We start from the raw sequence: 13598 nt of genomic DNA, 5'->3' as shown, positions 1-13598 counted from the left end.
CCCCACCACCACCGCGGGCGGATGCTGACGGGCCAGCGCCAGCGCCGCCAGCGCGAGGAACACGTTGAGCCCGGCGGCCAGTGTCGCCGAAGCGGACAGGCCGATGAGCGGCACCAGCCGCGTGCCCGCGATGTAGACGCCCACCGCCGCGCCCAGGCTGTTGATGGCGTACAGCCGCGCCAGCTCCTTGCGCACCCCGGCGAGGCTCGCGGCGAAGTGCCGCACCAGCGCCGGCAGCGTGCCGCCCATGAGCAGCGTGGGCACCACCAGCGACAGCGAGGACACCAGCAGCCGGGGCCCCACCCGCAGGTGCTCCGGGACATGGACCGCCACCGACAGCCACACGTGCTCCAGCGCGCCCAGCACGTAGGGGAATGCCAGGGCGTACAGGCCCACGCCCAGCTCCAGCAGGCCGTAGAGCGCCAGCGGGTTCTTCACCCGGTCCGCTGTCCGCCCGAAGACAAATGCCCCCAGCGCCAGTCCACCCATGAAGGTGGCCAGCACCACGGCATGCGCCTGGCCACTGTTACCCAGGACGTTTCCCAGGTACTTGGACCACACCAGTTCGTAGACGAGCGCGGTCGCACCGGACAGGAACAGGAGCGCGGCCACAAGGTTCTTCGGAGGACGTGGTGTGTGGGTCATAGGGACAGCGCGCGACGTTAACCGGTATGTTTCAGGCCCACCAATGAATGCCCAACTCCTGCAAGCCGCACAGCTCGCCTGGTCTCCCCAACTCCGGGTGACCCGCGCGGAGGGTGACTGCGCCACGGTGCTGCGCCGCCCGGCCTCCTCGCTGGTCGGCAGCTCCCTGCACACGGTCCTCGGCGTCACGCAGGAGCGCGCCCGGGAGCTGGACGCCCGCGCCCGCGAGGACCGCCACGCGGTGGAGTTCATCTCCACCTCGCCCGGCGGCCCGCCCGCGACCTACCTGCGCCTCGTGCTGGGGATGGACGGCGGGGAGGCCTCCTGTGGCGTGCTCGACCTGGGCGCCGTGCTGGAGGGCGCCCCCCCGGTGCAGATCTCCCGGCTGTCGTCCTCGCTCAGCCATGAGATCCGCAACCCGCTGTCGTCGGTGAAGATGGCGGTGCAGACGCTCGCCCGGAACACCGGCCTGTCGGACCGCGACAAGCGACGGCTCACCATCGCCAACCGGGAAATTCGCACCATGGAGCGCATGCTCTGGCTGCTCTCCGAGTACGGCCGCGAGGGCGCCGCGAACCTGGATTCCCACCCGCTGCGCTCGGTCGTCCAGGAAGCGACCGCCATGGTGGCGCCGGAGCTGGCCGAGCGCCGCATCGAGGTGGACGTGAAGGAAGAGGCCGACCTGCCCCGCGTCCGGGTGGATCCCAACCGCTTGAGGCCCGTGCTCGCCCAGGTCCTGCTCAACGTGGCCATGGGCCTGCCCGAGGAGGGCCGCGTCCAGGTGACCCTGCGTCAGGCCGCCCCGGGCCAGGTCAGCCTCATCCTGGACGACCCGGCCGCCGCCCTGCCCCCCGAGGAGAGGGGCACGCTGTTCGACCCGTTCGGCTCCCGGCTGGCGCGGGGGGCGGGCCTGTCCCTGGCAGCCTTGCGCAGGGTGATGACGGGCGTGGGGGGAGAGGTGGTCGCCGAGGGAAGCGCCGAACCGGGGATGGTGTTCACGCTGACGTTCGCTGCCTGAGAGCCCCATGGAGACCCTCCTCATCGTCGACGACGACGTGTCGCTGCTCGAAACCCTCACGATGCACTTCGAGGACATCGAGCAGGACGGGCAGCCGCGCTACCAGGTGTTCACCGCCACGAGCGCCGCCGCGGGCCTCAGGGCGGCCCAGGAGAACATGCCCAGCGTGGTCATCCTGGACATGATGCTCCCGGACCGCACGGGCCTGGAGATCATCGAGGAGATGAAGGGCCTGTGCGGCGACGCGCGCATCATCCTCGTCACCGCCTACCACGACATGGAGACGACCATCCGGGCCATGAAGGCCGGTGCGTTCGACTACATCCACAAGCCCTTCCCCGACCCGGCCGCCCTGGACCTCGTCGTGGAGCGCGCGCTGGAGTACCGCCAGCTTTCGCGCCGCGCGGACGAGGTCCACCGCGAGAACCCCGTCGTCCGCCTGGGCGACATCGTGGGCACCAGTCCGTCCATGCAGCAGTTGGTGAAGGAGATTGGCAAGGTGACGGGCAGCGCCGCCACCGTCCTCATCACCGGAGAGAGCGGCACGGGCAAGGAGCTCATCGCCCGCGTCATCCACAACTACTCCTACGACGAGGCGCGGCCCTTCATCGGCATCAACTGCTCCGCCATCGTGGACACGTTGTTGGAGAGCGAGCTGTTCGGCCATGAGAAGGGCGCCTTCACCGGCGCCGTCGCCGGCAAGCCCGGCAAGTTCGAGATGGCCGAGGACGGCACCGTGTTCCTGGACGAGATTGGCGACATGTCGCTGATGCTCCAGGCGAAGCTCTTGCGCGTCCTGCAGGAGCGCGAGTTCGAGCGCGTGGGCGGCGTCAAGCGCGTGAAGCTGCGCGCGCGCGTCATCGCCGCCACCCACCGCACCCTCTCCGACGAGGTGGCCCAGGGCCGCTTCCGCGAGGACCTCTACCAGCGCCTCAAGGTCATCACCCTCTTCATCCCGCCCCTGCGCGAGCGCCGCGAGGACATCTCCCTGCTCGTGACGCACATGCTGGAGCGCATCAACGAGAAGGTGCACAAGCGCGTCACCCGCGTGCCCCAGGAGGTGATGGAGCGCCTCACCCTGCTGCCCTGGCGCGGCAACGTGCGCGAGTTGGAGAACGTCCTCACCCGCGCCGTGGTGCTCGCCCCCGGCGACGTGCTGCGTGGCGACGACCTGCCGACCCTGGAAGCCCCGCCGGGCCCCGACGCCCACCGTGCCCCCGGCACCGCGGGCGCCATGTTCGCGGCCCCCGCCGTGGACGATGTAAGCCTCATCCCCACCCTGGAAGAGGCCGAGCGCCAGCTCATCGCGCGGGCCATGGCCGTGACCAAGGGCCACAAAGGACGAACTTGTCAGATTCTGGGAATCAGCCGTCCGACCCTTGAACGAAAGCTTCAAAAGTTCGGTCTTGCACAGGGACAGGGTCCACAGGTGCACCCTTACCCGGTGAAGGATGCTTCCTGACACTGTCCCTGGCCCGACAGTCCCCCGGCGCCCCTTAACGTTTCGTTCAAATTGATCAGACTGTTTGAACGTTTTGTTTCAGGTTTCGGACACAGTGGGGGGGCTGGAACTTTGCCGTAGCGCTAAGTACCCGGCATTCCTGGAACTGTTCCCCTGGGAATACTTGAAGTGCCCATGGCACGCCTCTTGGAAAGAGCAAGGTCAGCTCGCAGCAGACAAGCCAGCCAACCTTCCGCTTCCTTCGCTTCCCAGGAGAATCCCATGCACGGTTTCAATCGCCCCCTCGGCCCCATCGGTTCCAACGTCGTGGCGCCCCTGCAGGCGACGAGCTCCGGGATGATGGTGACGGCGAACAAGCTGGTGCCCGGCCAGGAGGCGATCGACTTCAAGGGGTACTTCAAGGTCGAGTCCTTCCCGCACAATTCGACCATCTACCGCCCCGGCGACACGTCGGACCGCGTGTACCTGCTGAAGTCCGGCCGCGTGCGCCTGATGCGCATTGGCAAGAACAGCACCCGTTCGGTGGTCTCCATCCTTCGCCCGGGCGACCTGTTCGGCGAGCTGTTCCGCCCCGAGGGGACGCCCATCGAGGAGATGGCCGTGGCCGCGGGCGAGGCCGAGGTGTGGAGCATCGAGGGCCGTGACTTCCGCGCCCAGTTGGAGGCCCGTCCGGCCCTGGCGGTGGACGTGGTGCGCGCCTACGCGGACCGCGTTCGCTCGCTGCGCAAGCGCGTGCTCGGCCTGACCTTCAAGGAAGTGCCGGCCCGTCTGGCGGACACCCTCCTGACGCTGGTGGAAGCCCACGGCGAGCGCTGCCCGCACGGCGGCGAGACGGACCTGCGCGGCATCACCCAGCAGGACCTGGCGGACCTGGTCGGCGCGTCGCGCTCCTTCGTGTCCACGCTGATCAACGAGATGAAGCGCGAGGGCGTGCTCGGCAACGTCGGCCGCATCCTCTGCGTGCGTGACCAGAAGGCCCTGCGCAAGCTGGCCTCCAAGGAGAAGTAGGCAACACGCAGGTCGCGTGCCCCCGGACACCGGGGCCATGACGTCCAACGGGCCTGACCGCGACTCACCCTCGCGGCCGGGCCCGTGGTGTTTTCAAACCTAGAACGCGAAGCCCACGCCGAACTCCGGACCGAAGAGCCTGTCCCGCGTGCCGATGCTCACGGACGGATCCAGGTAGAGGCCGCGGATGCCCCCGCGCAGCATGAAGCCACCCAGGTGCAGCGCCAGTCCGGAGCGCAGGTCCACCTGCCTGTAGGGAAACGGCGTCACCTGCATGCGCGCCTCCACGTCCAACGGCCCCAGGACGCACGCCTCCAGGGACATGCCGAAGCTGGGTCCCACATAGAGGCCCTGCGGCAGGTCCGCGGTGGAGACGCCCACCTCCGCGCGCACGCGGACGGACTCGTTCACCAGGGGCGAATAGGTGAGGTGGAGCTCCCCCAGGGTGCGCTCGCTGCGCGACTCCGAGCCGCCCCGCGCCAGGTCCAACCGGGTGACGCGCAGGTCCGCGCCGAAGCGGTGGATGTCCCACCCGAGCGAGAAGTCCACGCCCGGACCGCCCTGGAGCGGCGCCACCAGCACGCCCGTGCGGAAGGAGTACGGCGCCGCGTGCCGCCCCGAACCCGGCGGCGGAGGCGGCGACTCCGGGTCGTCAGGCTGGAAGTCGCGGTGGGTGCCGGTGGTGACGATGACCTCGCCCAGGCCCCGGAGCACCAGTTCGAAGACGGCGCCGACGATGACCTCGGCGACATCGTTCGACGCGCTGGAGCGATAGCTGTCATCCGTCGAGGACACCGTCTTCGGGGCCGCCATCGCCCGGTTCTCGTTTTCGTCCGGCTTCTGGGCCTTCTTGCCGTCGTCGGTGCCGATGGCGGAGGCTTGGTGGACGGGCTTCGAGTCCTCCGACGAATCGGAGCGCTTGCCGAAGCGGGCTTCAGCGGGTGGCGCGGCGAAGAGGCCCGTGAGCAGCCCCCCGCACAGCATGACCTTGGGCAACGACGACATGGGGTGACCCTGTCCGTGAAGGAACGGCCCGGCCTGTCCACCCCTCACGCGCGCATTCAAATCCCGGCGACACACGGAAAGTCAATGCACGGGCCCCTGAAACATCGCGCCTTCCGGTGAGAACACCTCGTTGAGCACCCGGAAGACTCCCGCTTCGCTCCAGAGCCTCCGGTTGCCAATGACGTAGAGCTGCTCCCGTGCGCGCGTCACCGTGGCGTTGAGCAGGTTCAACTGGCGGGCCGCCCAATCCCGCTCCTTGCGCTGGGCCTCGGAGGAAGCCCCCAGCACGAACACCACGGCTTCGGCTTCGCGGCCCGGGAGTGCATGGACGACGCCCACCCGCGACTGGACCCAGGCTTCGGGCTGCTCCACCCAGCCGCTTAGGACTCCGCTCTGGAGCACGAGACGCCGCAGGTCTTCCGCCACGGTCTCGAATGGGGTGATGACAAAGACATCCGGTTCGACCCCGGCCTGGGACAGACGGCGCAACAGCGCCAGGACGCTTCCGCCTTCCGCGTCTTCCCGCACGTCGAGCCACGCCGACGGTCCCAGGACGTCCCGGATGCGTGAAGGCGCGGGCGCCCTGGCGTGCACCATGAGGTTCGCGTACGCCAGCGTGTTGGAGACGCCGAACATCGGCTCCGCGCACCGCCGGTGGACCCACAAGGGAATGCCTGGCGTCCGGCTTCCCGCATGTCTCCCATTGCCGAGGACATACCGGGAGGCGGCGTTCGCGAGCGTCTGCACCGAGGCCTCGGGAGCATTGAAGCGCTGGGGGTCGATATCCCGCGCCGCGCAGACCGCCGAGGTCAGGGCGTCAGGCAGTGGAACGACGGGGCGAAGCTGCTGCGGATCCCCCACCACCACCGCACGGCGTGTCCGCAGCAGGGCCCCCACCGCCTCCTGGGGAGCCGCCTGTCCCGCGTCTTCCACCAGGAGCCATCCCAGCGACTCCGGCGGCATGCCCCGGAGCAGCCGGCCCACCGACGCGAACGTCGTCGAAACCACGGGCGCGACGAGGAACAGCGAGGACCAGAGCTGGGGCAGCAGGTCCGCGTGCTCCGAGGGCAATCCCTCTCTCAATGCGAATCGGAGCGCACGCAGGCTGTCCCGGAGGGGTTTCGCCACGACGGCGTTGAACGCCTGATGGAGCGCCACGGCGGCGACGAACACCGCGTCCCGGGGCCCCTGCTCCGTGGGGTCCAACCAGGGCATGGATTGCTGGACCGCTTCGTGGCCCTGCTTGAAGAAGGCCTCGTCCACGAACCGGCGCCCCAGGTGCTGGCGATCCGCACGGACCTGCTCCTGTGCTTCCGCGAGCCGGACGCGCAAGGTCGCGAGCCCCCGCACGGCCTCCTCGCGGTTGCTGGAAGCCGCCGCCAGCGTGTTCTCGCTCGCGGTGAGGTGCGGCTGCGCGCCCAGCAGGTCCCGGGCCGCCTTCTGGTGGGCTTGTTCCAACCGGGCGAGCGCGGCCGTCCAGTCGCGCAGCCGCTGGGGCTGAAGCATGCGCTGCATCGCCGAAGGGCTCGCGGCCTCATGCTCCGCGAGCTTTTCCTCCGCGACCGTCACGGCCTCACGCGCCACCGACTCACGGGTGCGCGCCTGTTCCCGGGCTGCCTCCGCATCGTTGAACTCGGACTCAGCGCGGCGGGCACTGCTCTCCTGAAAGGCAACGTCGCGGTCCAGCTTCTCCGCCGCGTGAAAGCGCTTCCGGACCTCCTCCCGCCGCTGGAGCAGGTCGCGGCTCTCCTGAAGCGTCTGGAGGAAGGTGGCGCGGGCTGTCTGCCATTGCCGCCGAGCTTCCTGGGGACCGGGGGGCGGGGCTTCGAGCGCGACATGAGGCGTCTTGTCTCCCAAGGCAGCGGCAGCCAGCCTCCAGGGTGAGACATTCCGTGAGCCATCATCCGACGTCGCCGCGCCCAGATCCGAAGCCTCCGCCTTCAACACCGGCAGCGCGGCACCGACGTCCGGCGGGTGATTGGGGGAAACCCACAGCATCTCGAAGCCGCGCAGGCTGTCATCCAGGGTCCAAAGCTCCAGCCCCTCGGAAGTCGAACCCAGCCGCGCACCCGTGGCGGTGAAGGCGGACGCGGGGTCGTCGAAACAGGCCAGGGCCTCCGCACGGGCGCAGAGGAGCGCGGCCACCACATCCTGGAGCACGGCGGTTCCTCCCGTCCCCGGGAGGGCATCGACCCCGGTCATCCCGCCCAGGTCCCCAGCGAGGGTGGCGATGTTCACCGCCGCCTGTTCCATGAGCACGAGCGGCGCACGGCCGTCTTCCGGCCAGCGCGCCGGAGGCGTCCGCGCGGGTGCGAGGACGCCATCGAAGGCATCCGAATCCAGGAGGAACTTCGTCCGGGAATCCGGAGGAAGGTCCCGCAGGTAATACAGGCTGCGGTGGTCGTTCCGGACGAGGCCCGTCTGGTGTTCGGACCGGAGGCCCCGCAGATAGCTGAGCAGTTGTCGCGAAGCCCCCTGCCCTCCTATCCGGATCCGCGCCTGGATGAGGTCCGCGAGGAAGGGACTGTTGAGGGGCAGGGGTTCGGAACTCCGGACCGCGAACGCCGGAGCCCGCACCAGCTCCGGCGGCAAGCCCAGCGTCCGCACCAGCCAATCAAAGGCGTCCGTCAGGGATTGCCAATCGACGGGCAGCGGCTCGCCCCCGGGTCCCGTCCGTCTCAGCCGGGCGCCGAGTTCTTCCGCCAGCGTCGGATCCACCGCGCTCCACGAAGCCAGGGTCGCCAACTCGCCGCGCAGGGCCAGGGGCAACCCCCAGGCATGGCTCGACACAGCCGCGAAGCCTCCGTCCCGCGGACGGCCCGTTTCATCCAGGAAGACCACCGCCAGGGGAGCCTCGCCCCGGACCGGCGGGCCGGCGATGCGCGCATCCGCATGACGTGCCAGGAGCTGTGCCGCCGCGGCCTCCAGCTTCACCGTGCCCAGGACGACCTGATAGCCCGAGCGCGAACGCACCGTCCCCTGCGTGTCCCAGGGAAGGCGCTCCGGCCCGAGCGACGCAATGGCACCCGCATCCCCGAACGCCAGCTCCCGGGGATGTTGGAACGCGGGAGGGGAAAGCACCTCCATTGCCGTCCAGACCTCCAGGACGCGCTCGGGTGTCGTGTCGGGGACCGCCGTGGGCGCCCCCTGCTTTCGGAGGGGAGGAATGGGAGGCATGCGATGGACCCCATTGAACGTCGGGGGACGCATGGGCTGTCAACCCATGCGTCCCCGTACCACTTCCTGCGTCAGGGCTTCAGGTAGGGCCCATCCACACCGATCTTCCCTGGCGCGGCGTTACCCGGCAGGTCGAGCACGTACACGCGCAGGTTGCCCTTGCCGGACACCGTCGCGGTCAGCGAGCCACCCGTCACCGTGCGCACATCGCCGGTGATGGCATCCCGGTAGGTGCCGTTGGGGATGCCGTTGAACGTGGCCCCGCCGGACACCGTCACCAGCACGAAGCTGTCCACGCCCTTCGCCGTATCGGTGAAGCGGCGCTTGAAGGCCATGCTCCCGGAGATGCCGTCGGTGGAGTACTGCCCCTTCTGGAGCGCGGGGATGCGGCGGCGGATCTGATTGAGCCGCTGCACGTGCTTCACCAGCGGCTTGCTCAGCGTCGTGGCCACCGCGCCGGAAGCGCTGCCCACCGTGCCGAAGTCGCTGGCGGTGACGCTGCCCTCCAGGTTGGCGCCGTAGTAGGCGCGACCGGTGGTGGCCAGCGCGCAGGTGGGCCCGCAGTCGATGGGCTTGCCCGCCTGGAACTCAATCTCCGAGCCGTAATACAGCGTGGGGATGCCCCGGAAGGTCCACATCAGGCTCATGTTCTCCGCCCAGGCGTCGGTGCCCCCGGCGTAGCGCGTGGACGACTTGTTGGGACCGTAGTCGTGGGAATCGACATACACGACGTTGTAGGTGGCGTCGTTGTAGCTGTCGTCGGAGTCCTTGCCGTTCCAGAAGGCGTTGCTCGCCTCCCCGAAGTTCATGTGCATGCGCATGTCGATGACGCTCATGCCGGAGAACTGGCTGGAGTCCGGCGCATGCCACGCGTTGCCCTGGAGGAAGGCGTTGGTGGACGTGGGCTGGTTGGCCGTCCCCTGCGTCTGCTCGTAGTTGTACTGCTCCAGCGCCGCCGCCACGTCGTCACTGCTGTACGTGCGGCGCTCCTTCCAGGTGAAGAACTGCGCGGAGTGGTTGGGCGAGCCCCGGTTCCACTTGTCGTTCACGAACGAGCCCACCTCGCCGAACATGAAGAAGTCACGGCCCTTAGCGCCGAACTTCGCCTCCGCGTGCGCGTGCGCGGCGGGCAGGTAGCGGCGGTTCCACGTCACGCGGGGGATGTGCACCGCCGTGTCCACGCGGAAGCCATCCACGCCCCGGTCGATGAAGCGGTTGTGCACGTCGACGAGGAACGCCTGCACGGTGGCATTCTCCGTGTTGAAGTCCGCCAGGTCCTCGTGGATCCAGCAACTGCGCGAGTCCTCCCCTTCCCAGTTTCCAATCCAGCACTGGTGGAAGAGGCTCGCGGGGAACATGCCGGAGGTGGGATTGGGCCACTGGCAGTTGTAGATGCGGTAGCCCTCCTGGCTCGTGGAGGAGGTCGGGACGCCCCAGTTGCGGCACGTGTTGCCCGCGGGCTCCGACGTCGACCACAGGTCTCCGTTGTAATAGGACTTGCCCGACGTGGGCTCCACCGTGAGGCCGTCGTACACGAAGCCAGACGCGGGCGCGTCGTAGTACCAGCTCCACTGGGTGTCGCGAACGCCATACACCTTCGCGGAGAACAGGCCCTTGGCGCCCCAGCGGCTGGAGTGGTTGTAGACGACGTCCTGGATGATCTTCAGACCCTTGGTGTGGGCCGCGTTGATGAGGTCCTGGTAGGAGGCGCCGCTGGACTCCAGGCGCGGATCCACGCGGTAGAAATCCCAGCCGTGATAGCCGTGGTAGTCATAGTCGGAGCGGTTGAGCACCACGGGGGTGATCCAGACGGCGGAGAAGCCCAGCGCCTTGATGTAATCCAGCTTCTGGATGAGCCCCTTGAAGTCACCCCGGAACATCGGGTCGTTGTTCGCCGCGTTGCCGGACTTCGTGTGCATGCTGCCGCCACGGTTGTTGCTCGCGTCGCCGTCGTAGAAGCGCGCCGTCATCACGAAGTAGATGGAGTCCTCGCGGATGTCGCCGCCCAGGGGCTCGCCCTCGGCGGGGGGCGGGGGCGCGGAGCCCGTCTTCGCGGAGACCGTGCTGCTCGCCGCGGACGTGTTCCCCGCCGCATCGGAGGCCTTCACGGTGTAGCTGTAGGTCGTCAGGGCCGTGAGGCCGCTATCGGTATAGGTCGTGCCGCTCGTGAAGAAGGTGGAGACCCCCTGCGGGCCCGTGCGGGTGACCGTGTAGCCGGTGACGCCCCGGTCGTCGGTGGACGCGCTCCAGGTGACGGTGATGGTCGTTCCGGAGGCCGTCGCCGTGACGCCCGGCGGCACGGAGGGAGCCGTCGTGTCCGGAGGCAACGCCACACAGGGAGAGGCGGCATTGGCCGTGACGACCCCGTCCTTCACCGTGATGCGCCCGGTGCCCAGGGTGTAGTCCGCGCCGTTGTTGTTGTCCCAGGTGCTGCCGTTGTTGAAGTCCGCCTTCATCCCGGTGGCCGAACCCAGGGACACGGTCTTCTTCACCCAGTCCGTGCAGGCCGTCTCGTTCATCGCGACGCCGGGCGGGGTCGTCCACGTGCCGCCCGTGGGCGCGTAGTGGAGGTTCACCGTGCTCCAGCCGCGCGTGCGCGTGTAATAGAAGACCTCCGCGCTGTTGGTGCCCGTGGAGGTGCAGGGATTGCCGGCGTTCGCCAGCAACTGGCCGTTCTTCACCTGATGCGTGCCGGACGTCGGCACGCTGTAGTTGCCGGTGGAGGTGGCCGCGTTGTCCCAGCGGTTCTGCCCGTCGTTGAAGACCGCCTGGAAGGTGCTCGCCGTGCCGGTGGTGACAGTCGCCGTCACCCAGCCGGTACAGGCCGAGGACATGGAAGCCCCCGGCACCGTCGTCCAGGCGCCCCCCGCGTCGTGGTGGAGGTACGCCGCGCTCCAGGCCTTGTAGGGCGTGTAGTAATAGACAGTCGCCGTGCCAGCGAAGGCCGCCTGCGACCACAACAGCAGCGCCATCCACGCACCGCGTCTCCAGCCAGTCATTGCCATGGGTCCCGTCCCTTCCCACGCGTCGGGAGGACGCGCGAGACAACGAAACACCCTATCAGCAATAAGCCGGTATTCGAGAACATCCCGGACACCCCACCCAGGTCCCCAGGAGACGTGGGACGTCCCTGCACCGCTCCGGAGCCTCGATGCTCCGGAGCGGCGAGTTCACGACTCAGCCAATCTCAAGCATACAGGTGGCGCTGCACCCGTCCTGGCCCTGGGTGTTGCCGTCGTCGCACTCCTCAGCGAAGTCGTACTGCGTGACACCATCGCCACAGCGAGGCCCCAGGACGCAGCCGCGGGCGCATTGCCCATAGCCGCCATCGTTCACACCGTCATCGCACTGCTCGCCCGCGTCCACGACGTGATTGCCGCAGGCGTACGCGCATTCGGTGCGGCGTGAGGGATACAAGAGGCCGTTGAGCGTGAGCTGGTAGGAGGAACCGGTGGTGTGGCGCTCGGCATGGAACACCACGACCTCGTAGATGCCACCGGGCGTAAGGCCGAGCGCGTTGGCCCGGTCCGACACGTTGACGTTGCCAGTGGCAGCGCCATGGATTCCGCCCAGGTCGAGCACGAGACGACGGTTGATGAACACCCAGACATCGTCATCTCCGCGGAAGGTGAGCACCTCCGTGCCCCGGTATTCGAACCAGTAACGCGTCTCGCTGGTGAAACTGAAGTTGCGAGGCACGCTGGGGGTGCTGGCATCCCCACGGAGGGGCTCCTGACCGGAGGCCACCCAGCCCGCGGCGTCCAGGGGGAAGAAGTACGGAGCGTTGAACTGGTACAAGACGTTTGACCCACGTGGGAGGTTCAGGCTCCCGACGACGGTCTTGTTCACGCTCGGCACGTCCCGGAACCACTGGTCAAAGGCCGTTCGGCCATGGGTGGTGGCGGAACTCATGCCTTCCTTCCCATAGACAGGCTTGCCCTGGGCATCCAGCGTGGTGGCCACGATGCCCGTCTCGAAGCCGTTTCCGTTCTCGAAGTCGACGTGGCCCCGCGGCAGTCCCCCGGAGGCCGGCACGTCATACCCACGGAAGTCGCGGTAGACGACGGGCAGGGACAACTGGTCTGGAGGGGGCGCAACGACGATGGCGCAGGTGAACCCCGGCTCGAGCTGACAGGTCGGTGAGCAGCCGTCGCGCGCTCGCGTGTTGCCGTCGTCGCACTGCTCGGTCGTGCTGTTGTTCAGCACCAGGCCGTCGCCACAGACCTCCTGACAGACGCCGTTGGAGCAGACAGGTTCGCGCGTGCACAGTGGCGTGCAGCCGTCGCCCATGTCGTGGTTGCCGTCGTCGCACTGCTCGGTGCCCTCGACCCGGCTGTCGCCACACGTGGTCGTGACGCAGGGCTCGCCAACGACGGGGCACTTGTACCCCGACTCCAGGCGGCACGAGGCGTCGCAGCCATCACTGCTGACGATGTTGCCGTCGTCGCACTGTTCAACGCCAGCGAGGATGGAGTCACCACACCTTTCGGCGCCGCAAGCACGACCGGGCGACGGGCACTCCCACCCGGACTCCTCTGCGCAACTGCTGGAGCAACCATCGCCAGCCGCCGTGTTCCCGTCATCGCAGGACTCGGCGCCTTCCACCTTGCCATCGCCGCACACCGGGATGTGAACACAAGGCTGACCTTCCTGCTCGCACGTCCACCCTGGCTCAATCGCAGCACAGGTCGCCGAACAACCGTCTCCACCGACCGTGTTGCGATCGTCGCACGCCTCCGTGGCCTGCTTGAGGCCATCACCACAACGTCCAGTCCCGGCGTCGACTTCCGTCCCCGCGTCGGCGCCCGCGTCCGCTCCGGGGTCGTTCCCCGCGTCGGCGCCCGCATCCGTCCCAGAGTCAGCGCCAGGGTCGGTCCCCGCGTCAGTCCCCGAATCCGTGCCGCTGTCCGCTGTAGACGCGTCCTGCTGGCCCGGCACCGGACCACCGTCCGGGTCGGACGGGTCATCCTTTCCACAGGCAGACAACAAGAGAGACGCAGACATGAGCAAGACGCTCATGAGTCGGAGGGGCGCGCCATGGGTAGACAGAGACATAGGCGGCGGGTTTTGACCCGGCTTCCCAAGCGAGTCAATCCAACAACCCGACAGCCAAATCCATCTCATCTGGAATGCGACCCGTGACCTTCCCTCCATGGCCGGGCCAGGACGGCGCCGCCCCATGAGCACCGCCCATGCTCCGTTCGCCTCCACGCGATTCCAACGAGAAGAAATGTTGTCGGTCCGCACCAGAAGCGTGACGGGACGCGTTGTGCGCTTGCCCTG

General features: G+C 68.4%; 8 protein-coding genes. 3 read left to right on the top strand and 5 right to left on the bottom strand.

Features of this window, described 5'->3' with window-relative positions:
- A partial coding sequence (locus tag D7V88_RS13440) for a spermidine synthase family protein (protein WP_504813694.1) occupies nt 1–612 on the bottom strand: 612 nt, incomplete at its 3' end.
- 76 nt (nt 613–688) lie between these two features.
- On the opposite strand from D7V88_RS13440, the gene D7V88_RS13435 reads away from it, so the two are divergent.
- The 3 genes from D7V88_RS13435 to mrpC all read left to right on the top strand — a co-directional run bounded on the left by D7V88_RS13435 (nt 689) and on the right by mrpC (nt 4133).
- Entirely contained in the window at nt 689–1663 is a 975-nt protein-coding gene (locus D7V88_RS13435; protein WP_120541032.1) for a sensor histidine kinase, read from the top strand.
- Between the two features lie 7 nt (nt 1664–1670).
- On the top strand, nt 1671–3125 hold the full coding sequence (locus D7V88_RS13430) for a sigma-54-dependent transcriptional regulator (protein WP_120541031.1): 1455 nt from the start codon (nt 1671–1673) through the stop codon (nt 3123–3125).
- A gap of 261 nt (nt 3126–3386) precedes the next feature.
- A complete protein-coding gene (gene mrpC, locus D7V88_RS13425) occupies nt 3387–4133 on the top strand; it encodes a Crp/Fnr family transcriptional regulator MrpC (RefSeq protein WP_014395195.1) in 747 nt (248 codons plus the stop codon).
- A gap of 99 nt (nt 4134–4232) precedes the next feature.
- Here the strand turns inward: mrpC and D7V88_RS13420 are convergent, their stop codons facing one another.
- The 4 genes from D7V88_RS13420 to D7V88_RS13405 all read right to left on the bottom strand — a co-directional run bounded on the left by D7V88_RS13420 (nt 4233) and on the right by D7V88_RS13405 (nt 13319).
- Nucleotides 4233–5138 carry a hypothetical protein gene (locus D7V88_RS13420; RefSeq protein WP_120541030.1) on the bottom strand — a complete coding sequence of 302 codons (906 nt, stop codon included), beginning with the start codon at nt 5136–5138 and terminating at the stop codon, nt 4233–4235.
- An 81-nt stretch (nt 5139–5219) separates the two neighbouring features.
- Nucleotides 5220–8225, bottom strand: a complete 3006-nt coding sequence (locus tag D7V88_RS13415) for a DEAD/DEAH box helicase (protein ID WP_120541029.1) — start codon at nt 8223–8225, stop codon at nt 5220–5222.
- 161 nt (nt 8226–8386) lie between these two features.
- Nucleotides 8387–11287 (bottom strand): carbohydrate binding domain-containing protein, encoded by a 2901-nt coding sequence (locus tag D7V88_RS13410; protein ID WP_244238125.1) that lies wholly within the window; start codon nt 11285–11287, stop codon nt 8387–8389.
- 205 nt (nt 11288–11492) lie between these two features.
- A complete protein-coding gene (locus D7V88_RS13405; RefSeq protein WP_120541034.1) occupies nt 11493–13319 on the bottom strand; it encodes a DUF4215 domain-containing protein in 1827 nt (608 codons plus the stop codon).
- Between the last annotated feature and the right edge of the window lie 279 nt (nt 13320–13598).

Source organism: Corallococcus terminator (genome assembly GCF_003611635.1).
GTDB lineage: Bacteria > Myxococcota > Myxococcia > Myxococcales > Myxococcaceae > Corallococcus > Corallococcus terminator.
This window is presented reverse-complemented; position numbering and strand designations above follow the sequence as displayed.